Annotated in this window: 16 protein-coding genes; 7 read left to right on the forward strand and 9 right to left on the reverse strand. The window is 59.0% G+C overall.

Annotated elements, in window-relative coordinates; all coding sequences use genetic code 11:
* The first annotated feature begins 121 nt into the window (after positions 1-121).
* The 6 genes from ACZ9BX_RS15725 to trxA all read left to right on the forward strand — a co-directional run bounded on the left by ACZ9BX_RS15725 (position 122) and on the right by trxA (position 12,105).
* Positions 122-2,710, forward strand: coding sequence for a PAS domain-containing sensor histidine kinase (locus ACZ9BX_RS15725; protein WP_476218805.1), 2,589 nt, complete (start codon positions 122-124; stop codon positions 2,708-2,710).
* Complete coding sequence (gene tsaE, locus ACZ9BX_RS15730) at positions 2,707-4,209, forward strand: tRNA (adenosine(37)-N6)-threonylcarbamoyltransferase complex ATPase subunit type 1 TsaE (protein ID WP_476218806.1); 1,503 nt, start codon at positions 2,707-2,709, stop codon at positions 4,207-4,209. Before ACZ9BX_RS15725 ends, tsaE begins: the two co-directional genes overlap by 4 nt.
* Positions 4,210-4,232: 23 nt before the next feature.
* Positions 4,233-4,967: a nucleotidyltransferase family protein gene (locus ACZ9BX_RS15735; protein WP_476218807.1), complete on the forward strand. Its 735-nt coding sequence runs from the start codon at positions 4,233-4,235 to the stop codon at positions 4,965-4,967.
* 3 nt (positions 4,968-4,970) lie between these two features.
* Positions 4,971-8,165: a double-strand break repair protein AddB gene (gene addB / locus ACZ9BX_RS15740; protein ID WP_476218808.1), complete on the forward strand. Its 3,195-nt coding sequence runs from the start codon at positions 4,971-4,973 to the stop codon at positions 8,163-8,165.
* Positions 8,158-11,709, forward strand: coding sequence for a double-strand break repair helicase AddA (gene addA, locus ACZ9BX_RS15745; RefSeq protein WP_476218809.1), 3,552 nt, complete (start codon positions 8,158-8,160; stop codon positions 11,707-11,709). The genes addB and addA overlap by 8 nt, the downstream gene beginning before the upstream one ends.
* A gap of 75 nt (positions 11,710-11,784) precedes the next feature.
* The gene (gene trxA, locus ACZ9BX_RS15750; protein WP_086997466.1) at positions 11,785-12,105 is read left to right on the forward strand and encodes a thioredoxin; all 321 of its coding nucleotides are present in this window, start codon (positions 11,785-11,787) and stop codon (positions 12,103-12,105) included.
* Between the two features lie 48 nt (positions 12,106-12,153).
* Here trxA and ACZ9BX_RS15755 read toward each other — a convergent pair whose 3' ends face one another.
* The 9 genes from ACZ9BX_RS15755 to ACZ9BX_RS15795 form a co-directional block, all read right to left on the reverse strand.
* Positions 12,154-13,506 (reverse strand): bifunctional folylpolyglutamate synthase/dihydrofolate synthase, encoded by a 1,353-nt coding sequence (locus ACZ9BX_RS15755; RefSeq protein WP_260307468.1) that lies wholly within the window; start codon positions 13,504-13,506, stop codon positions 12,154-12,156.
* 27 nt (positions 13,507-13,533) lie between these two features.
* Positions 13,534-14,436 (reverse strand): acetyl-CoA carboxylase, carboxyltransferase subunit beta, encoded by a 903-nt coding sequence (gene accD, locus ACZ9BX_RS15760; RefSeq protein ID WP_476218810.1) that lies wholly within the window; start codon positions 14,434-14,436, stop codon positions 13,534-13,536.
* Positions 14,437-14,475: 39 nt separating this feature from the next.
* On the reverse strand, positions 14,476-15,315 hold the full coding sequence (gene trpA, locus ACZ9BX_RS15765) for a tryptophan synthase subunit alpha (RefSeq protein ID WP_132561980.1): 840 nt from the start codon (positions 15,313-15,315) through the stop codon (positions 14,476-14,478).
* A 5-nt stretch (positions 15,316-15,320) separates the two neighbouring features.
* Positions 15,321-16,541 carry a tryptophan synthase subunit beta gene (gene trpB / locus ACZ9BX_RS15770; protein ID WP_132561982.1) on the reverse strand — a complete coding sequence of 407 codons (1,221 nt, stop codon included), beginning with the start codon at positions 16,539-16,541 and terminating at the stop codon, positions 15,321-15,323.
* 2 nt (positions 16,542-16,543) lie between these two features.
* Entirely contained in the window at positions 16,544-17,212 is a 669-nt protein-coding gene (locus ACZ9BX_RS15775; protein ID WP_476218811.1) for a phosphoribosylanthranilate isomerase, read from the reverse strand.
* A gap of 76 nt (positions 17,213-17,288) precedes the next feature.
* Positions 17,289-18,053, reverse strand: coding sequence for a M48 family metallopeptidase (locus ACZ9BX_RS15780; RefSeq protein ID WP_476218812.1), 765 nt, complete (start codon positions 18,051-18,053; stop codon positions 17,289-17,291).
* 88 nt (positions 18,054-18,141) lie between these two features.
* Positions 18,142-18,576: a DUF2852 domain-containing protein gene (locus ACZ9BX_RS15785; protein ID WP_476218813.1), complete on the reverse strand. Its 435-nt coding sequence runs from the start codon at positions 18,574-18,576 to the stop codon at positions 18,142-18,144.
* A gap of 144 nt (positions 18,577-18,720) precedes the next feature.
* Positions 18,721-19,992: a polyhydroxyalkanoate depolymerase gene (locus ACZ9BX_RS15790; RefSeq protein WP_476218814.1), complete on the reverse strand. Its 1,272-nt coding sequence runs from the start codon at positions 19,990-19,992 to the stop codon at positions 18,721-18,723.
* A gap of 201 nt (positions 19,993-20,193) precedes the next feature.
* On the reverse strand, positions 20,194-21,036 hold the full coding sequence (locus ACZ9BX_RS15795; protein WP_476218815.1) for a fumarylacetoacetate hydrolase family protein: 843 nt from the start codon (positions 21,034-21,036) through the stop codon (positions 20,194-20,196).
* A 235-nt stretch (positions 21,037-21,271) separates the two neighbouring features.
* Between ACZ9BX_RS15795 and ACZ9BX_RS15800 the strand changes: the two genes are divergently transcribed.
* A complete protein-coding gene (locus tag ACZ9BX_RS15800; protein WP_476218816.1) occupies positions 21,272-21,865 on the forward strand; it encodes a nitroreductase family protein in 594 nt (197 codons plus the stop codon).
* Positions 21,866-21,905 lie beyond the last annotated feature (40 nt).

Below are 21,905 nucleotides of genomic sequence, written 5' to 3' on the forward strand. Positions count from 1 at the left end.
GCCGATTCCCTTCCGAAGTATTGTTTTAGAACTCGATTCGTGGCGCGGAGTTATCCGGTTTGCCCGAAAATGGGATGTCTTGTCGTAATGCGGCACATTGAAGGACGGAGACATACCGCTGATGTCGAAAGTGAATCACAACCTGCCGGGACAGGCGGACGAGGGCGTTTGGCCTGATGTCCGTTCAGTCGAGGCAGGTGAAAAACATACTTGTGCGGCGGCCAGAACAACCGTGAAGGTAAGCTCGGGATCACTGGCGCGGCTCGCAAGAATTTGCGCAGGCGGGACGGCTATCGCAGCTTTGGCGCGACCAGTTCTGGCTCAAGTCGAATCCGAAGCAACGGCATCCGCGCATCTTTTCACATCGTCGCAGGTCGTCGGTTTTTCCGTCGTGATCGGCGTCATTTCCGCAGCCTTGCTTTCGACGCTCTGGCTCGTGCGCCAGCGCGGCAATCTTGAAAACGAAAGCCGCGAAATCCGCTCCGCTCTTTCCGATGCGCATCAGCGTATTTCGCAATACCAGGCGCTGATCGCCGACAAGAATCGCCGCATCGTTGTCTGGGACGGCAACGAGCGGCCGGAGCTGCTCGGCCAGCTTCCAGCCGAGACCGGTGCGCCGCAAGACAGCGAATTCCTGGCGTTCGGCCTCTGGTTGAAACCTCGTTCTGCGTCGGAGCTCGAAAGGGCGATCGATCGTCTGCGTAGTGCCGCACAAAGCTTCGATATGGTCGTCGAAACCAATCGCGAAGAAATTCTCGAGGCGCAAGGCCGGGTTTCCGGTGGCCGCGCTTTCGTACGCTTCGTGGCACTCAACAATCTTCGCGCCGAGCTTGCCGAATTGAAGATCGAGCGCGACCGGCTGATGTCCTCGATCTCGGCCTTCCAGAACCTGCTCGACGCGATCGACCTGCCTGCCTGGCAGCGCGACTCCGAAGGACGCCTCGCCTGGGTCAATCAGGCCTATGGCGATGCGGTCGAGGCGAAGTCGCCGCAGCACGCGATCAACGAAGGACGGGAGTTCCTGACAACGATCGCCCGCGAACGCATCCGTGCTGCCGCCACGCCGGAATCACCTTTCCACGACAGGATTTCGACTGTCGTTCGTGGCAATCGCACCTTCTTCGACGTCGTGGACGTGAAGCTGCCGAGCGGTTCAGCGGGCATCGCTATCGACGTTTCGGATGCCGAATCGCTTCGCGCAGAGCTTGAGCGCACGCTGAAAAGCCATGCCGAAACGTTGGACCACCTCGCGACGCCCGTTGCGATCTTCAATGGCGACCGCCGTCTGCAATTCTATAACCAGGCCTTCGTCGCACTCTGGGAACTCGACATCGCTTTCCTCGAAAGCAAACCTGACAATGCCGAACTGCTGGAGCGTTTGCGCGCCGCAAAGAAGCTTTCCGATCAGCTCAACTGGAAAAGCTGGAAGGAGGCCGCGCTTTCCGTCTATCGGGCGCTCGATACGCAAACGGACCTCTGGCATTTGCCGAATGGGCAGACGCTGCGGGTCTTTGCGACCGCGCATCCACAAGGCGGCGCGACGTGGGTCTTCGAGAATTTGACCGAACAGGTCGCGCTCGAAACGCGATACAACACGCTGGTCAAGGTTCAGGGTGAAACGATTGACCATCTCTCCGAAGGCGTCGCCGTTTTCGGACCTGACGGCCGTATGCGCCTTTCGAACCCGGCCTTCCGTATGCTCTGGGGCATTACAGAAGCCGAAGCCAAGCCGGGAACGCATATTCGCGCGATCGGCGAAGCGTGCTTGCCATCCTATGACCGGCCGGACGGCTGGAAGACCTTTGCAGAGCTGATTACCAGCTTCGACGACGAGCGCCGCTCCAGCCAGGGAACACTGGAATTGCTTTCCGGCCTTGTGCTGGACTACGCCATCATCCCGCTGCCGAATGCGCAGACGATGCTGACCTTCGTCAACATGACGGACAGCGTCCGCGCCGAACGCGCGTTGACGGAAAAGAATGAAGCACTGCGCAAGGCCGACGAACTGAAGAACGATTTCGTCCAACATGTCTCCTATGAGCTGCGTTCGCCGCTGACCAATATCATCGGCTTTGCCGATCTGCTGCGCACGCCAGGTGTCGGGCCACTGAACGAACGCCAAGCCGAATATATCGACCACATTTCGACGTCCTCATCCGTTTTGCTGACGTTGGTCAACGATATTCTCGATCTTGCGACCGTCGATGCCGGCATCATGCGGCTCAATTATTCGGAGATTGATCTCAACGATCTTCTCGATGATGTCTCCATGCAGATCGCTGATCGGTTGCAGGAAAGCGGTGTAACGTTGGAGATCACGGCGCCTGCCTACCTTGGCTCGATCGTCGCCGATCCTCAGCGTCTGAAGCAAATCCTGCTGAAGTTGCTCGCCAATGCTGCGAATTTCTCGCCGGACGGTGCTGCAATCTCTCTCGAATGCCATCGCGAGGGCGCGGATTTCGTCTTCTCGGTCAGTGACCGCGGCCCGGGTATTCCGCAGGAGATGATCGCAACGGTTTTCGACCGCTTCGCTACGGGCGAAAAGAGCGGCAAGCGTGGTGGTGCAGGCCTCGGCCTTTCTATCGTCGATAGCTTCGTTAGCCTGCATAATGGCAAGGTGGCGATCGACAGCCAACCAGGCAGGGGTACGAAGGTTATTTGCCGGATTCCCTCAGTCAGCCTGCCGCATTCCATCGCAGCGGCAGAATGATCACGGAAAACAGCGCAATCTCCCTTTTTCTGAAGGACGAGGCAGCAACAATCCGCTTCGGAGAAGATCTGGCGCTCGCGCTGAAGGCCGGCGATTGCCTAGCGCTTTCCGGGGATCTCGGCGCAGGAAAATCGTCCCTTGCCCGCGCGCTTCTGCGCGCGATAGCGGACGACGAACGGCTTGAGGTACCGAGCCCGACATTCACGCTGGTTCAATCCTACGAGTTGCGGATTCCAGTTTCGCATTTCGATCTCTACCGCCTCGCTGACGGCGCGGAACTGGAGGAACTCGGCTTCGACGAAGCCCTTCAAAGCGGCATCTGCCTTGTCGAATGGCCGGAAATGGCAGAAGGCGAACTCCCCGCCGATCGCATCGCGATGAAACTGGAACACGAAGGCAGTGGCCGGCGCGCAACGATCGCCGCACCGCCCAGGCAGATGCAGAGAATCCGCCGGGCTCTAGCCATCCGCGCTTTTCTCATGAAAGCCGGGCATCCAACCGCCAAGCGCCGCTTCCTGACGGGTGATGCGTCGCTGCGCGCCTATGAAGCCATCTATCCGGATCAGGACGGTCGGAAGATCCTGATGGACTGGCCGCCGCTCCCCGAGGGACCGGCAGTACTCGATGGAAAGCCTTATCCGAAGGTTGCCCACATCGCCGAGAATGCCTATCCTTTTGTTGCAATTGCCAACGTGCTACGCGAAAGGGGCTTTGCAACGCCCGAAATCTACGAGGTCGACTATGATCAGGGTATTTTGCTGATCGAAGATCTCGGCAGCGATGGGGTACTCGACGCGGACGGCAAGCCTATTGCCCAGCGCTACCGACAAAGTGTCGCCTGTCTGGCACAACTGCACGGCATGAAAATTCCACGCGATATCCGCGTCACCGAAACCCGCATCCATCACATTCCCGATTTCGACCGTACCGCCATGAAGATGGAAGTGCGCCTTGCTCTCGACTGGTATCTCCCCTGGCAGCGCGGTACGGCTGCCAGCGATCCCGAGCGTAAGGAGTATCTGGCGATCTGGGATGCGCTTATCGATGATCTCGCATCGGCGGAAAAAAATCTGTTGCTCCGCGATTTTCATTCGCCAAACATCATCTGGCGCGAAGGACAGAAAGGCATTCAGAAGATCGGTCTCATCGATTTTCAGGACGCCATGATTGGCCCGACCGCCTATGATCTTGCGTCCATCGTGCAGGATGCGCGCGTCACCATCGAGCCTGCCTTGTTCAAGCAGCTCATGGACGACTATTTGGCTCTTCGTCGCGCACAGGGCAACTTTGAGGAAGCCAGCTTCCTGAAAAGCTGGGCGATCATGTCAGCCCAGCGCAACTGCAAGCTTGCTGGTCTCTGGGTGCGGCTGTTACAGCGCGACGGAAAGCCCGGCTATACGAAACACATGCCCCGCACGCTCTCCTATCTCAAGGTGGCGCTTGAACATGAAGCGCTCGCCCCCTTGCGCGATTGGTGCGCAAGGGCTGGAATAGGTTAGAGCGAATCATAGTTCCGGATCAGATGACCATCAAACAAGCCATGGTGCTGGCTGCCGGCCTTGGCACCCGCATGCGCCCGATCACCGATACGATCCCGAAGCCGCTGGTGAAAATCGACGGCAAGCCGATGATCGACTATGCATTGGACTCGCTGGCCGAGGCAGGCGTCGAGAGGGCGGTTGTTAACGTTCACCATTTTGCCGACCAGATGCTCGCGCATCTGAATTCCTACAAAGCGCTCGATATCATTATTTCCGACGAACGCGACCAGCTGATGAATAGTGGCGGTGGCCTGGCAAAGGGCCTCAAGCTGCTTGATCGTGGCACGGTTTTCGTCACCAATGCCGATCTTTTCTGGATCGGCGAGCACCCTGATAGGCCGAGCAATCTTCGACATTTAGCCGGATTCTTCGATGCGAGCCGGATGGATATGGCGATGCTCTGCGTCAAGCTCGCGGATACGACCGGCCACAACGGCAAGAATGACTTCAACCTTGCCCCAGATGGCAGGCTAACCCGCTATCATGAAGAGGGTCCGAATCCCGTCGTCTATGCCGGCGCGATCGTCATGGACACATCGTTGTTGGACGACGCGCCCGCCGATGATCCGTTCAATATCAATATCTATTTCGATAAAGCGATCGAGCGCGGACGGCTTTTCGGTACGATGCTCGAAGGCCATTGGCTGACGGTCGGGACGCCGGAGGCGATCGACGAAGCGGAGGAAACGATCCGGCGCTTCCGGACGTTTGTGTGACGGATGGCCGAACGGCACCAGCCCCGCGTTCGAACGATCCCAACAGGTCTGCCTTTCCTGAAGACGCTTGCCGCGGCGCTCTGCGACGGGCGTCTCGCGCCACTCTTCCGGCACGATCCAGATGATCCGCTCTCGCTCTCCAAGGTGACGATTTACCTGCCAACGCGACGCGCTGCCCGCGTGCTGCGTTCGGAATTCGTCGATCTCCTTGGTGGCCGTTCGGCAATCTTGCCGGTTATCCGGCCGCTCGGCGAGACGGATGACGACAGCGGCTATTTCGAGGAGGCGCTACCTGCGACACTCGATCTCGCGCAGCCGCTTTCGAATACGGCGCGCCTACTGGAACTTGCTCGCCTCATCCTCGCGTGGCGCAACAGGCTGCCAGAGATCGTGCGGCGTGTCCACGCCGACTCGCCCTTGGCTGCGCCGGCGAGCCCGGCAGACGCGATCTGGCTCGCACGCAATCTTGCCGAATTGATCGATTCCATCGAGACCGAGGATCGCGAGTGGTCGGAACTCTCGAAGCTCGATGCCGAAGATCACGCTCTGTGGTGGCAGTTGACGGCCGAATTTCTGCAGATTGCCAGCGCTTTCTGGCCGGAACGGCTTGCCGAGCTCGGAAAATCGTCACCGGCACGGCATCGCAATGCCATCCTGCGCGCGGAGGCCAACCGGCTCACAGCGGCCAAACCCGCCGGACCAATTATTATTGCCGGGTCCACTGGCTCGATGCCGGCGACGGCCGACCTCATCGCTGCCGTCGCCAATCTGCCTGAAGGCGTGATCGTGCTGCCAGGTCTCGATCTATCCATGCCGGAAGCGCATTGGCAGATGGTTGCGCCAGAGATCACCGCTGGCGAGCGGACCAACCCCGCGAGCCGAAGTCACCCGCAATATGGGCTTTCGTCCCTCCTCAAACGGTTGAAACTCACGCGCGGCGACGTCGTTGCAATCGAGGAGGCGGAACAAGATCTGCATCGCCGCGCAGAAATTCTTTCCCGCGCCCTTGTGCCCGCGGAAGCGACGAGCAATTGGGGCGAATGGAAGAAGGAGCTCCCGAATGATGCACTGGCGGCAGCCTTTGCCGATGTCTCGCTGATCGAAACCGCAAACGAACGCGAGGAAGCGACCGCGATCGCCATAGCCTTACGGCTTGCATTGGAGCAGCCGGGACGAAACGGCGACAGCCAGGCAGCACTTATCACGCCCGACCGCAATCTCGCCCGGCGCGTGATGGCAGAGCTCTCTCGTTTCGGCATCTTGGCCGACGACTCGGCCAGCACGCCACTTGCTGCTATGCTGCAGGGCACGCTTTTGCAACTGCTTCTCGAAGCAACACTTCGGCCCGGCGATCCGGTCTCAATCGTGGCCTTGCTCAAACATCCGCTGGCCCGCTTCGGCCTCGAACGCGGCGCGCTCACACAAGCCATCGAGGCACTGGAATTACTAGCCTTGCGTGGCGGCGTTGCCGAAGTTGATATCAGCGCGCTCGAACCCTTACTCGATCATCAACTTTCAGAGCAGGCACGGGATAGACACGCGCCGAACTGGCGGAGGTCGCTTCCGCCGGAAGCGGTGGAGCAAGCGCGCAATCTTGCCCGGCGGGTGTCGAATGCGACCGAACCGCTGGCATCCGCGCTCGTCCGGCACCGACCGGATGGCAGTGGACTGACGACCAGCTTCACCCTTTCCGATTGGGCCGAGCGGACCGGACGTGCGCTCGAAGCCGTAGCAGTCGATGAACGCGGCACCCTCGCCAATCTCTGGGCTGGTGAAGCGGGTGATTCACTTGCAAGCCTGCTGAGAGAAGTGATCGAGACGGAGGGCCAGATCGAAGCCGATGGACCGCAATGGATCGATATCATGGCGGCTCTTTCGGCAGGCCAGGCGGTCAAACCGCGCGCGCTCAGCCATCCGAGGGTCTTCATTTTCGGCACGTTGGAAGCGCGGCTGCAAAGCGTCGACACCCTGATCCTAGGGGGACTGAATGAAGGCTCCTGGCCCGGTCAGACGGCAAACAATCCCTTCATCTCGCGCGCAATGAAGACGGAAATCGGCCTCGAGCCGCCGGAGCGACGCATCGGCCAACTCGCCCATGACTTCGAAATGGCGAGCGGAACACGGCATCTGATCTATTCGCGCTCGCTGCGGCAAGGCTCGACGCCGACGGTCGCTTCGCGCTGGCTTCAGCGGCTGCTGGCGCTGGGTGGCGAGACTTTCGAAAGGGAACTGAAAGCACGCGGCGACCGCTTCGTGCATTGGGTAAGCCTGCTGGACGAGGGCAGGAGCCAAGTGCCTGCGCAGCGCCCCTCGCCCACGCCACCGCTCGAATTGCAGCCGAAATCCTATTCCTTCAGCGAGGCCGGCCGCTTGCGGCGCGACCCCTATTCAATCTATGCACGCCGCATCCTGCGGCTCGATCCGGTCGATCCCTTCAATCGCGATCCGGGTGCTGCAGAGCGCGGGACACTTTATCACGCAATCATCGACCGCTTTGTCCGTGAAGGACATGCTGCCGGTACGCCGGAAGCCGCAGACGCGATGGAAACCATTCTGACGGAACTCTTCGATGTGGAGCGCCTGCCGCCGCATATCGACGCGGTCTGGCGTCCGCGTTTCCGGGAGGTGGCGCGCGCATTTCTCGAATGGGAAGCGGAGCGGCGGCCGGCGATCCGCAGGACCTATACGGAAGTGCGCGGCAGCGTCGAGCTCGAACCGATCAGCATCCGGTTGACCGGCGTGGCTGACCGCATCGATGCGACCGGTCCCAACGCCGCCGACATCATCGACTACAAAACCGGCTTCAATCCAACGCCCGCGCAGGCGCGCGCGCTACTCGACCCACAACTGGCGCTCGAGGCTGCGGCGCTCAGTGCCGGTGCGTTTCGCGACATCGGAAGCCTGGTGCCGCAGGATCTCATCTATGTGCGCCTCCGGCCCGGCAGCCGTTTCCGCACTGACGTGGTCAACAACGAGACTTCGGCGCGCAGCGAAAAGGCAAAATCAGCCCGCGACCTGGCAGAGGAATCGATCGATCAATTGGTCAAATTCGTGTCTCTGCTGCAGTCCGGCGAGCGTGGCTTCACGTCACGGTTAATTCCGGCGCAGCAGTTCGATTTCGGCGGCGATTACGATCACCTGGCTCGCGTCTCCGAATGGTCGACGGCCGAAAATGAAGAGGGGGGCGGTGATGAATGATCCGACCGCACTTCCGGAAGGCGACGATCCCCGCACGTGGATCAGTTGGACGACGATCCAGCAGTCGATTGCCTCCGACCCCTCGCGGTCAGCCTGGGTTTCAGCCAATGCTGGTTCTGGCAAGACGCATGTGCTGACGCAGCGTGTCATCCGGCTCCTGCTGGCCGGCGCGCGGCCCTCTGCCATCCTCTGCCTCACTTATACCAAGGCAGCCGCATCTGAAATGTCGAACCGTGTCTTCGCGCGTTTGGCCGAGTGGGCGGTGCTGCCGGACGAGGAATTGAAAAGCCGGATAACACAGATCGAAGGCGCGATACCGGATCAGCTCAAGCTTGCCGAAGCGAGACGGCTTTTTGCCAAGGCGTTGGAAACGCCGGGCGGGCTGAAAATCCAAACCATCCATGCCTTTTGCGAGGCCTTGCTGCATCAGTTTCCGCTGGAGGCCAATGTCGCCGGACACTTTTCGGTTCTCGACGATCGCGCCGCGGCCACATTGCTCGCCGATGCGCGCCGCTCCCTGTTGACCGCGACGACACCCGAGCAGGATCCAACACTTGCTGATGCCTTTTCCTATGTTCTCAATCTCGGTGACGAGACCGGATTGGAAACACTGCTTGGCGAGATCGTCGCCAGCCGTAACGCCATTCGCCGCTTCCTTTCAGCGGCTGAACACCGAGGCGGGATTGCGGCCACGCTGCGCACGGAACTGCAACTTTCGGCCGACGAGACGGAGACCCAGATCATCTCGCAATACTGGCCGCTGCCGGGTCTTTTCGGCCTGACGCTCGACCTCTACCTGACACTGGCAGCCCAGAAGGGCGGTGCGAAAGCGCAGGAAGTCGCCTACGGCTTGCGGCAGGCTTCCAATGAGCGGAATGCGGCGAAGCGTGCCGAATTGCTGGAAAAGATATTCCTGACGGCGAAGGGCGAACCTAAGTCGGATTCGCAATTCACCGTCAAAGCCATGCTCTCCGATGCACCTGAGCTTGCAGATGCGATTTCCGAAGCGCGCGCGCATATCGTCGCCTGCCGCGACCGCCTTAAGATTATGCGCATGTTCAATGCCACGCATGCAGCGCTTATCCTCGCCGACCGGCTGAACCAGGATTACGAGGATCTAAAAAAACAGCGCAGTCAGCTGGATTTCGAAGATCTCATCACCCGAACCGCGGATCTGCTGATGAAGAGCGGCGTCGGGCCTTGGATTCACTATAAGCTCGACCAGGGTATCGATCATATCCTGGTCGATGAGGCGCAGGATACGAGCCCGATCCAATGGAGCGTGATCCAGTCGCTGGCGGAAGATTTCTTTTCCGGCGAAAGTGCACGGCCGGTCGTGCGGACGCTGTTTGCCGTCGGCGACGAGAAGCAATCGATCTATTCCTTCCAGGGCGCGCGCCCGGAGCGTTTCTCCGAGGAGAGCGAGCATACAAGGAGGCGGGTGTCGGCAAGCGGTCAAATGTTTTCGTCCGTGCGTTTACCCCTTTCCTTTCGCTCGACATCCGACGTTCTTGCTGCGGTCGACCACATCTTTGCATCACCCGAAAACGCGCGAGGCCTTAGCGCCGTCGAAGAGCCGGTCGTTCACCGCTCTAGCCGCATCGGTCACCCAGGTGCCGTCGATCTCTGGGAGACGATCGCCCCCGAAACCACCGTTAAGGACGAAGACTGGACGGCGCCATTCGACGCGACGCCCGAAAGCGCCCCGGCCGCGATCCTTGCCCGGCGTATGGCCCACACGATAGAGCGCCTTGTCGGACACGAGACGATCGTCGAGAAAGGCAAGGAACGCCTTATCCAGGCTGGCGACATCCTTGTGCTGGTCCGCAAGCGTGATGCCTTTGTCAACGCCCTGACCCGCGCGCTGAAGCGGCGCAACAATATTCCGGTCGCGGGTGCCGACCGCCTCAAGCTCACCAGCCATATCGCCGTCCAAGACTTGCTGGCGCTTGGCCGTTTCCTCCTATTGCCGCAGGATGATCTTTCATTGGCGGCCGTGCTCAAGAGCCCGCTATTCGACCTGTCGGAAGACGATATCTTCGCACTCGCTGCGCTGCGCGGCGACTATGAAAGCGTCTGGACTCATCTGCAGAAATTTGCAGCAGACGGTCACGAGCGATATGCGGCCGCGGCTGAAAAGCTCGCGCTACTTCTTCATCAATCACGAAACCTGTCCGTCCACGACTTTTACTCGCGTCTGCTCGGCGTTCACGGCGGCCGGCGGCAGTTTCTCGCGCGTCTTGGCACCGAGGTCAGCGATATTCTGGACGAGTTCCTGACATTCGCGCTCGATCACGAAAGCTCGGGACTCCCTGGCCTGCAATCCTTCATCTCGACACTGGAGCTCGAAGCGCCCGAAGTGAAGCGCGAGCAGGACAAGGGCCGCAACGAGGTGCGGATTATGACCGTACATGCTTCCAAGGGGCTGGAAGCGCCGATCGTTTTCCTTGTCGATGGCGGCTCGAAAGCTTTCACGCATACGCACATGCCAAAACTGCGTCTGCTCAAAACAAACGCAGATACCCCTCTGATACCGGTCTGGGTCCCGGTCAGCGACCTTACCAATTCGATGACGCAAACCGATACGGCACGGCTTCAGAAATTGGCGGAGGAGGAATACCGGCGGCTGCTCTATGTCGCGATGACGCGTGCCGCCGACCGATTGATTGTCTGCGGCTATCGCGGTGTCAGGGCAAACACCGATACCTGGCACATGATGATTTCATCGGCGATGGCGGACAGCCACCCGCACGTTATGCCCGCAACTTTCGAAGGACCAGATGGCGAATGGCAGGGCGTGAAATGGCGCGTGCCGCAAGTAGGCCGCACGTTCGAGCGCTCCGAGAGACTGGAAGACAAGGACGAACGGGAAACCTTGCCCTCGAGCATTCTCAAACCGCTCCCGCCGCAAAGGCAACTGCCGAGACCTCTCAGCCCATCCGGCGCCGGAACGATCATCGATGAGGAGGCGGATAACCTGTTGATCAGTTCGCCGCTCTTTGCAGAAAAAACACGCTCAGACCGATCGTTGGAAAAAGGGCGCCTGATCCATCGCATGCTGCAGGCTCTACCGGACATCGCTCCAGTCGACAGAGCGGACGCCGCAGCGCGTTACGCGGCTCGTGCTGCACGTTTCTGGCCGGAAGCCGAACGGCAACGGCTGGTTGATGCGGTTCTGCGGCTATTAGCAGATCAGAGTCTTCAGCCCATTTTTGCAGCGCATGCGCAGCCGGAGGTCTCGATCATGGGCACGCTGGCCCTGGAGGGGCGCCATTATGCCGTTTCCGGCCGCGTCGACCGGCTGGCCGTGTTTGACGACCGCGTGGTCATCATCGATTACAAGACCAACCGCGTGCCGCCCGCCATGGCAAAGGATATTCCCTTCGCGCATCAAGCGCAGCTTGCGATCTACCGTGAAATCCTGGCACCGCTTTATCCCGGCAAGCGCATCGATTGCATGCTGGTTTATACCGACAACGCTACCGTTCATACCCTGACCGCGAGCGCGCTCGAAATGGCGCTTGCAGGACTCAAAACAAAGTGAAATACCGGACATTGAAAATTTGGCACCGCACCATCACATGTGGATCAACAGTAAATTCCGCTAAAGGAGCAGCCTATGGCTACCGTGAAAGTCGATATCAACAACTTCCAGTCGGAAGTTCTGGAATCTGCAGAACCCGTCGTCGTTGATTTTTGGGCTGAGTGGTGCGGTCCGTGCAAGATGATCGCTCCGAGTCTTGAGGAAATTGCGATCGAACTTGCCGGCAAGGTTAAGGTCGCCAAGCTCAATATTGATGAAAACCCGGAACTGGCAGCTCAGTTCGGCGTCCGCTCGATTCCGACGCTTGCCATCTTCAAGGCTGGTGAAGTTGCCGATATCAAGGTTGGTGCTGCTCCGAAGACCGCTCTTTCGAGCTGGATTTCGAACGCAGCTTAATTTTTGATCGCATACTGAATGAAATAGCCCGGCTTCGACCGGGCTATTTCATTTGGGGGGCGTTCCGTTGTCAGCAAGGACATCGCCGACGAGATAGAGTGAGCCGCCTATCAGGATTCGCGGCGGCGGAACCTGCGGATCAAGGGTCTCCTTGATCACGTCCAACGCTTCACCGACTGTGGACATCGGCTCGGCGACAAGGCCAGCATCATAGGCAGAATTTGACAGAACCACAGGATCGATCATCGCGTCGCTGCCGCGGATCGGCACGCAGAAGACCTTTTCCGCAAGGCCCACGAAGGCCTTGAAATAGCCGATCGGCTCCTTGGTATTGATCATGCCGGTTATGAGGTAGAGCGGACGCGGCTGCTTCTCTTCGAAATTTGCCATTGCTTCCGCGATGACTTCGCCGGCGCCGGGATTGTGGCCCCCATCGACCCATATCTCGGCACCGGGCGGAGCGTGTGCGATCAGGTTGCCTTCGGTCAGCCGCTGGAGGCGGCCAGGCCATTCGACGGAATTCATAGCCTTTTCCATCATCGCTTCAGTGACGACGAAACCCGCTGCCTTGACGGCGCGGATTGCGGCCGCTGCGTTGGCATATTGATGGCGGCCGGGAAGCCGCGGCAATGGCAGGTCCGCAAGACCGAATTCGTCCTGATAGACGAGGCGGCCGTACTCCTCATGGGCCACGTAATCTTGGCCGAAGACGGCAGTCGGGCAATGCAAGCGCTCGGCAGTCGCCATCAGCACATCCAGGACCGCGTCATATTCCTGATGGCCGATCACCACGGCATGGCCGGCCTTCATGATGCCGGCCTTTTCGGCCGCGATCAGTTCGACGCGGTCACCAAGATAGGGCTGGTGGTCGAGAGAGATCGGCATGATGACGGAAACAGCCGGATCGGAGATGACGTTTGTGGCGTCGAACCGGCCACCGAGGCCGACCTCAATGATTGCCGCATCGGCTGGGTGCTCGGAAAAGAGCAGGAAAGTCACGGCCGTCAGGATTTCGAAAACCGTAATTTTCTGCCCGGCATTGGCTTCTGCGACGCGCCGGAGCGCGTCTGCGAAAACCGCGTCGTCAACCAGCTGGCCGCGACCGCTCTTGATACCGATTCGATAACGCTCATGCCAGTTGACCAGATGCGGCGAGGTATGGACGTGAACGGCGTAGCCGCCGGCTTCCAGCAGCGCGCGGCAAAAGGCAGTAACTGAACCTTTGCCATTCGTTCCGGCGACATGGATGACACGCGGCAACCGGTTCTGCGGGTTGCCGAGAACTTCGAGAAGGCGGGTAACGCGATCGAGCGAAAGATCGAAGCCCTTGGGATGCAGTCCCATCAGCTTGTCGATCTCCTGCGCTGCTTCACTCACTGCGGTCTGGCCTCTGGGTATCATTCAGCACCCCGCCCAAGCAGGTTTTAATCAAGCGCTCGCTGCGATTGCAATCGCGCCGCCATTCGTCGCAACCGAGTTAGCAGGCTTCCTGGTTAGGATGCTCAACACACGCGCAAGCGTTTCGGGAATATCGTGCCGTTTGACGACCATGTCGACCATGCCGTGCTCGAGCAGATATTCCGAGGTCTGGAAGCCTTCCGGCAGCTTCTCGCGGATCGTCTGCTCGATGACGCGCTTACCGGCGAAGCAGATCTCGGCGCCCGGCTCGGCCAGATGAAGATCGCCCAGCATCGCGTAGGAGGCGGTAACGCCGCCCGTCGTCGGGTTAGTGAGAACGACGATGTAGGGCTGGCCCGCTTCCTTCAGCATGTCGACTGCCACGGTGGTGCGCGGCAACTGCATCAGCGAAAGGATGCCTTCCTGCATTCGCGCGCCACCGGAAGCCGGGAACATTACCAGCGGGCACTTTTCGGAAATCGCGCGCTCGAAGGCTCTGACGATCGCCTCACCGGCAGCGAGGCCGAGCGAACCGCCCATGAAATTGAACTCGTGCACGACGGCGACGAGCTTCAGTCCACGGACCTTGCCAACGCCAGCGAGGATCGTGTCTTCCTGTTCGGTCTTGAGACGACTATCCTTCAGGCGATCCGTGTATTTCTTGGAATCGCGGAACTTCAACGGATCCTGCGCGACCTTCGGCTGCGGCAGCGACTCATATTCGCCCTTATCGAAGAGGTCGGCAAGGCGTGCCTTTGCAGGCATCTTCATGTGATAGCCCGAAGCCGGAATGACCCACTTGTTGTCTTCCAAATCCTTGTGGAAGACCATCTCGCCCGTTTCCGGGCACTTGATCCAGAGGTTCTCCGGCACTTCGCGACGGCCCAGCATGGAATTGATGCGCGGGCGAACGTAGTTGGTGATCCAGTTCAAGTCGAAAACTCCTGATTGACTACAGCCAATGTGGGGACACTATTCGGCAGCAACAAGGCGCGCCGAACGTGCCCCGGATGAAAGACCTCGAACGAGGGTGGCCACGGCCTGGACTGTGTCCGCTGTAGCCTTCCCATCCCTAGTCAGGCTTGTCGCCACCTGATTGACAATGGCCGTACCGACGACGACACCATCGGCCGAGCTGCCGATGACCTTGGCATGATCAGCTGTCTTGACCCCGAAGCCGACACAGACAGGCAGATTGGTGTGCTGCTTGATGCGTTTCACGGCCCCGGAAACCAGCGAAGGATCCGGCAGAGCAGAACCGGTGATGCCAGTCATAGAGACGTAATAGACGAAACCGGATGTGTTCTTCAAAACCGTCGGAAGACGCTTCTCGTCGGTCGTCGGAGTCGCCAGACGGATGAAGTTGATGCCTTTGCGGATTGCCGGAATGCAGAGCTCGTCGTCCATTTCCGGCGGAAGATCGACGACGATCAGGCCGTCGATACCGGCAGCAATCGCATCGTCAAGAAATTTTTCAACGCCGTAGATGTAGATGGGATTGTAGTAACCCATCATCACGATCGGCGTCATACTGTCGCTTTTGCGGAAATCGGCGGCTAGCTGCAGCGTTTTCCTGAGCGTCTGTCCGCCCTTCAGCGCGCGCTGGCCAGCCATCTGGATTGCCGGGCCATCGGCCATTGGGTCGGAGAACGGCATGCCGAGTTCGATGATATCGGCGCCGGCTTCCGGCAGCGCCTTCATGATGCCGAGCGAGGTTTCGTAGTCCGGGTCACCACCCATGAAATAGGTCACGAGCGCCGGACGGCCTTCAGCCTTCAGATCGGCAAAGCGTTTATCCATACGTGCGGTCATGCTTTTTACACACCCATTCCCAAAATCTTGCCGACGGTGAAGATATCCTTGTCGCCGCGGCCGGAGAGGTTCATCAGGATGATCTCGTCTTTGCCCATTTTCGGCGCGCGCTTGATGACTTCGGCCAGCGCATGCGACGGCTCAAGCGCCGGAATGATGCCCTCCAGACGCGTCAGCGTCTGGAAAGCATCGAGCGCTTCGTGGTCCATGATCGGCACGTATTCGACGCGGCCGATATCGTTCAGATAGGAATGCTCGGGGCCGATGCCAGGATAATCGAGACCGGCCGAGATCGAGTGGCCTTCCTTGATTTGGCCGTCGCCATCCTGGAGCAGGTACGTGCGATTGCCGTGAAGGACACCCGGCGAGCCGGCTGTGATCGAGGCGCAATGTTCATCGCCTTGCAGACCCTTGCCGCCGGCTTCAACGCCGACCATCTTGACGCCTGCGTCATCTAGGAACGGATGGAAGATGCCGATTGCATTCGAACCGCCGCCAACCGCCGCGATGACGAGATCGGGCAGGCGTCCTTCGGCTTCCAGCATCTGCTGCTTGGCTTCGGTGCCGATGACCGCCTGGAAATCGCGAACCATTTCCGGATAGGGGTGCGGGCCGGCTGCGGTGCCGATCAAATAATAGGTGTCATCTACATTGGTGACCCAGTCGCGAAGGGCCTCGTTCATCGCATCCTTCAGCGTGCCGTGACCTGCTGTTACCGGCTTCACTTCAGCGCCGAGGAGCTTCATGCGGAAAACGTTCGGCGCCTGACGCTCGACGTCGGTCGCACCCATGTAGACCACGCAGGGAAGGCCAAAGCGGGCGGCGACCGTTGCAGAGGCAACGCCATGCTGGCCAGCACCGGTCTCGGCAATGATGCGCGTCTTGCCCATGCGCTTGGCAAGCAGGATCTGGCCGATGCAATTGTTGATCTTATGCGAGCCCGTATGGTTCAGCTCTTCGCGCTTGAAATAGATCTTCGCACCGCCAAGCTCGGCCGTCAGGCGCTCAGCGAAATAAAGCGGGCTCGGGCGGCCGATGTAGTGGCTGCCAAGATGTTTCAATTCCGCCTGGAATTCCGGATCGTCCTTTGCCTTGTTCCATTCGTCCTGCAGATCGAGGATCAGCGGCATCAGCGTTTCGGCGACGAAACGGCCGCCATAGATGCCGAAACGGCCGTCCTCATCGGGACCGGAACGGAAGGAATTGGGTTTTAGCGTCTGGTTCACTCTCAACTCCTTGAGGCCGTTTCAGGCTCGCAAGCCTTCTCGACCGCATCGAAAAAATCATCGATCATGGCAACGCTCTTCACGCCGGGCGCGCTTTCGACGCCGGAGGAACCGTCGATGCCGGGCGCTTTGGTGATCGCCAGCGCTTCGGCAATGTTGTCCTTGTTCAGCCCCCCGGAAAGCATGTAATCCACGCCGTCGTCAAGCCAGCCGAGCAGACTCCAATCGAAGGAAACGCCGTTGCCGCCGGGTAGTTCGGATCCTTTCGGCGGTTTGGCGTCGAAGAGAAACCGGTCAGCAATCCCAATATAAGCCTCAACCGGCTTCAGATCATCGGCGCTACGAATGGAGAATGCCTTCATGATTGGCAGGCCGTAGACGGCCTTTATCGTCAAGACGCGTTCCGGGCTCTCATTGCCGTGAAGCTGGATCATGTCCGGCTTCAAAAGCGCGACGATTTCATCGAGTTCGTCATTGGTCGGATCAACTGTGACGGCGACGATCTTCGCTTTGCCGCGGACGGGATCGGCAAGCTTTCCGGCAAGATCCGGCTCGATATAACGCGGGCTCTTCTCGAAGAAGATAAAACCGATATGGCTCGCGCCGCGATTCACCGCGCGATCGATCGCTTCAGCGCTCTTCAGGCCGCAGATTTTGATATCGGGTTTCATGGCAGCGGAGTGACACGAAAAGGCAAAAGAGTCGAGCCAATTTGCGACTGAGGCTTAATTTACCGCGGCTATGCACTCAATCAAAGTCAATTGCGTGAAGCTGGCTTCCGTAGCGCTTCAGCCAGGATTTCGCCTCTTCCATATGCGGGCAGAGCTTTTCGCAGAGCGCCCAGAAACGCGGACCGTGATTCATTTCCTTGAGGTGCGCGACTTCGTGGGCCGCCAGATAATCGATCACTGAGGCCGGCGCCATGACGATGCGCCAGGAAAAACTCAAGTTTCCTTCCGACGAGCATGAGCCCCAGCGGCTGCGGGTGTCTTTGATGGAGATCGATTTGACCGGCGCTTGGATCGAATGGGCGTGGAAGCGGGCGAGCCGCTCGAGGTCGGCCCGCGCCTCCTTCTTCAGAAAGGTTGCGATCCGGCGGCCAAGATGTTCCGGTAGGCCACTGACCCTTAGCATATGCCGGCCATCGACGATGACCGCCTCGGTCAGGCCGCGCAGACTGCCGGTGTGTTCGATCCGGTGCTTGACGCCCCGCAGCAGAATTTCACGGCCGTCACGAAGCGCGCTGTCGATGGAGAACTTTGCCAGTTTCGTCAGCAGCCATCCCTGATGACGATCGAGGAAGGCATTGACCTCGCGCTGCGCAAGGCCCTTCGGTACCGTCATTTTCAGCGCCCTACCGCCGGGCTCGATACGCAGCGTAATGCGGGTTGCACGATCATGCTGCTTGATCGTGAGCGGCATCAGCCTGCCTGCAACGTCCAGCGTCCGCGTTTCGGGCGGAGCAGGTTTTCGCGCAACGGTACGTCTCGGTTTGGAAAGGAGCGGAAACATAAGTGCTTTTTCTATACGATTCGCAGCTAATCCGGCATAGAAAAACCGGCATCGTTGATGCCGGTTTGCTGATCATCTACTGACACCATTAAGGCGTCTGATATTCGGCAGCGGGTCCGTTGTCATTGCGCTTTGAATTCTTGCGGTCGCGCATGAAACGGTCGAACTCTTCCTGATCCTTCGCGCGGCGAAGCTCGCGCATATAGGTATCGAATTCCTCACGCATTTCATCGAGCTTACGACGCTCTTCCTCAATACGCTCAAGCTCGGCCTTCCGCCAATCGTCAAAGGCGACGTTGCCGGTCGAAAAATGCGGGCGGTAGCGGCCATGCGAACGGCGGCAGCCGGCAAAGAAGCCGTCGGTCGCGTTATTCGCATCGCGCTTGAAACCACGAAGGCGCTCGCCGAAGATGATATAGGCAAGCATGGCCAGGCCCAGAGGCCAGAAGACCACGAAGCCGAGCACCATCAACGCAACGGTGGCCGGAGTCCAATCCGGGCGAAGCAATGCTGACTGGTTCATCGTGCGGTATCCTCGCTTTCTGCGCCCGGCGGAATACCGAACGCTGAAAATCGATGTGGTAACCGCCAGCCAGCCCTTCAAGACGATTGCCCGCGAAATCGGACAAGGCCTTGAACGAGCAGCGTTAAATCAGCATCCGCTAACTCAGGCGGATTTGCCGCCCCTGATGACGCGCTTTACGGCGGGCTTTCCTGAACGAGAGTGTTCGCGGACGAAGTTGAGGATACGCGGCGCGATCTCGCTGCGGAAGCGTGATCCGTTGAAGACACCGTAGTGGCCGACGTCCGGCTGAAGGTAGTGCATGCGCATGTCGTCTGGGATGTTGATGCAGATCGTCTGCGCCGCCTTCGTCTGGCCCACACCGGAAATGTCGTCGTTCTCACCCTCCACGGTCAGGAGCGCAACATTGCGGATTGCGGCCGGATCGACGCGCTTGCCGCGATGAATCAACTCGCCCTTCGGCAGAGAGTGTTTCATGAAAACCTGATCGACCGTCTGCAGGTAGAATTCCGCGGTCAGGTCCATCACGGCAAGATATTCGTCATAGAAATCACGGTGCTTTTCGGGCTCGCCGTCATTCTTCACGAGATGCATGAAGAACTCCTTGTGAGCGATGACGTGGCGGTCGAGGTTCATCGACATGAAGCCGGAGAGCTGCAGGAAGCCCGGATAGACCGGGCGCATGAAGCCAGGCTGCGGCCACGGCACATTCATGATTGCGTTTTCGGCAAACCACTCGAGCGGCCTTTCCTCTGCGAGTTTATTGACCGCTGTCGGATTGATGCGTGTATCGATCGGCCCGCCCATCAGTGTCATCGAAGACGGAGATAGCGGATCGTTTGCCTCTTCCATCACCGCAGCCGCCGCCAGAACGGGCACGGAGGGCTGGCATACCGCAACTACATGCGTATCAGGGCCGAGGAAATGCAGCATCTCGATGACGTAGTCGACATAGTCGTCGAAATCGAAAGTGCCTTCCGTCATCGGCACCATGCGGGCATCGATCCAATCGGTAATAAAGACATCGGCGCTCGGAAGCAGCGCTTCGACTGTACCGCGAAGCAGCGTTGCATAGTGACCGGACATCGGCGCAACAATTAATATTCGGGGATCGCGGTGACCGGACGGCGTGTTGCGCGCAAAATGCAGAAGATTGCAAAAGGCGCGCGACCAGACGATCTCTTCGCGCACTGCGATCTTCCTGTCGCCGACGACTGTTTCCTTCAGTCCGAACGCCGGCTTGCCGTAGCGGCGCGTCGTCCGCTCGAACATTTCGAGACTTGCGGCTATCGCGCGGCCGTACGGCGTTTGCGAAAATGGATTGAGCGGGTTGGCATAAACAAGCCGCATCGCATCGGCGGCAGCGCGGAACGGCGCCATCGCAGCATGGTTCAATTCATAGAGCTGATAAAACATGATTTGCGCCACCTTTCTTTTGCGGAAAGGACAGCGCCGTCAGGCAAACCATCCACTTCTTTCCATCGTTTGCGGGCACTTCAATTGAGAGTAACAGGCTTTTGCTGCATAGCAACATAGGCATCCGCATCGCAAAAAGAAATGCCGGAAATGTGATTCCCGGCATATGATACACTCACAATTGTTAAAGATCGGACAGTTTCAGCGATCCGCGACAAAGGTCTGCTTCTGCGTGCCGAGGCCTTCGATTCCAAGTTCGACGACATCGCCGGCCTTGAGGTAACGCGGCGGCTTCAAACCCATGCCGACGCCCGGCGGCGTACCGGTGGAAATCACATCGCCCGGATGCAGCGACATGAATTGGCTGAGATAAGAGACCAGATGAGCGACCCCATAGACCATCGTCCTCGACGACCCGCTCTGCATCGTCTCGTCGTTGACCTTCAGCCACATGCCGAGATTCTGTGGATCGGCGATCTCATCCTTCGTAACGAGCCAGGGGCCGATCGGGCCGAAGGTGTCGCAGGATTTGCCCTTAGTCCACTGGCCGGAGCGTTCCGTCTGGAATGCGCGCTCCGAGACATCATTGGAGACGCAATAGCCGGCAACGTAGTCCAGCGCTTCGGCTTCGGTGACATATTTCGCGGTCTTTCCGATGACAACGCCGAGTTCAACCTCCCAATCGGTCTTTTCCGAGCCCCGCGGGATGACGACGTTGTCGTTGGGGCCGACGATCGCGGAGGTGGCCTTCATGAAAATGATCGGTTCTGGCGGAACCGTTGCGCCAGTTTCGGCAGCGTGATCAGAGAAATTTAGGCCAATACAGATGAATTTTCCGGTGCCCGCAACACAGGCGCCAATACGGCCCGGAGTCAATTCCGGGAGGCTCTTCGTGTCGAGCGCTGCGATCTTTGCAAGGCCTGCCGGCGAAATCGCTTCACCACCGACGTCGGAAACATGCGCCGAAAGATCGCGGATCTTGCCATCGGAATCGAGTAGCGCCGGTTTTTCACGGCCCGGTTCGCCAACGCGCATCAACTTCATAAAAATCTCCTCCTCATCGAAAACGGACTCCATCACCTATGAACCAGTCGACTAAGCGTGTCATTACGGCTTTTTGCTGAAGCGGTACGCATTGTTAAAAATTTCGCCGGAACTGAATTGGCGCGCCGGATTGAATGAAATGAGAAGCATCTGCGGCAATGGGTTTGCTTGCAAAGCTCTCGTGGGCGGGCAATATCATTCGCTCCAGCGCCCTCAACCAATATCCGGAAACAAGATGACCGAAGCCAATAGCCGCACATCCGAATACCCGATCGATGCGATGTTTCTCGATCGCTGGTCGCCACGTGCTTTCACCGGCGAAATCATAACCGAAGAGCAATTGCTGACGATCCTGGACGCAGCACATTGGGCGCCATCTTCCAGCAATCAGCAGCCCTGGCGCTTCATCTACGCCCTTAAAGGCACGGAACATTTCGAGAAGCATCTTGGCCTGCTCGTCGAATCGAACCAGGAATGGGCAAAGAATGCTTCTGCATTGATCTTTGTTATCTCACGCAGTTTCAGCGGCGATTTCTCGGAGAACAAACCGCGCTATACCCATTCGTTCGACGCCGGGGCCGCGTGGGGGCATCTCGCCATGCAGGCACGCTTTTCAGGCTTCTACGCCCACGGCATGGGCGGAATCAAACACGATGAGATCAGGCAAGCCTTCGCCATCCCGGAAGGCTATCGCGTCGAGGCCGGCATAGCCATCGGCCGCCTTGGCGACAAAGGCGTTCTATCAGAACGCAACCAGGCACGCGAAGTGCCAAGCCAGCGCATGCCGCTTGCCGAGGTGGCCTTCAACGGAAAGTTCATTGCCAATTGACCCTGCCGAAACAAAAAGGCGCTCCAGTGAGCGTGCCTTT

The sequence above is a fragment of the Rhizobium sp. USDA 3886 genome (assembly GCF_056279785.1).

Bases quoted from the DNA above. Each gene is read 5' to 3' on its own strand.
- ACZ9BX_RS15735 (WP_476218807.1), top strand. From the start codon at position 4,233: ATGACCATCAAACAAGCCATGGTGCTGGCTGCCGGCCTTGGCACCCGC.
- ACZ9BX_RS15755 (WP_260307468.1), bottom strand. From the start codon at position 13,506: ATGATACCCAGAGGCCAGACCGCAGTGAGTGAAGCAGCGCAGGAGATC.
- ACZ9BX_RS15780 (WP_476218812.1), bottom strand. From the start codon at position 18,053: ATGTTTCCGCTCCTTTCCAAACCGAGACGTACCGTTGCGCGAAAACCT.
- ACZ9BX_RS15795 (WP_476218815.1), bottom strand. From the start codon at position 21,036: ATGAAGTTGATGCGCGTTGGCGAACCGGGCCGTGAAAAACCGGCGCTA.
- ACZ9BX_RS15725 (WP_476218805.1), top strand. From the start codon at position 122: ATGTCGAAAGTGAATCACAACCTGCCGGGACAGGCGGACGAGGGCGTT.
- trxA (WP_086997466.1), top strand. From the start codon at position 11,785: ATGGCTACCGTGAAAGTCGATATCAACAACTTCCAGTCGGAAGTTCTG.
- addA (WP_476218809.1), top strand. From the start codon at position 8,158: ATGAATGATCCGACCGCACTTCCGGAAGGCGACGATCCCCGCACGTGG.
- ACZ9BX_RS15790 (WP_476218814.1), bottom strand. From the start codon at position 19,992: ATGTTTTATCAGCTCTATGAATTGAACCATGCTGCGATGGCGCCGTTC.
- tsaE (WP_476218806.1), top strand. From the start codon at position 2,707: ATGATCACGGAAAACAGCGCAATCTCCCTTTTTCTGAAGGACGAGGCA.
- trpA (WP_132561980.1), bottom strand. From the start codon at position 15,315: ATGACCGCACGTATGGATAAACGCTTTGCCGATCTGAAGGCTGAAGGC.
- ACZ9BX_RS15785 (WP_476218813.1), bottom strand. From the start codon at position 18,576: ATGAACCAGTCAGCATTGCTTCGCCCGGATTGGACTCCGGCCACCGTT.
- ACZ9BX_RS15775 (WP_476218811.1), bottom strand. From the start codon at position 17,212: ATGAAACCCGATATCAAAATCTGCGGCCTGAAGAGCGCTGAAGCGATC.
- ACZ9BX_RS15800 (WP_476218816.1), top strand. From the start codon at position 21,272: ATGACCGAAGCCAATAGCCGCACATCCGAATACCCGATCGATGCGATG.
- addB (WP_476218808.1), top strand. From the start codon at position 4,971: ATGGCCGAACGGCACCAGCCCCGCGTTCGAACGATCCCAACAGGTCTG.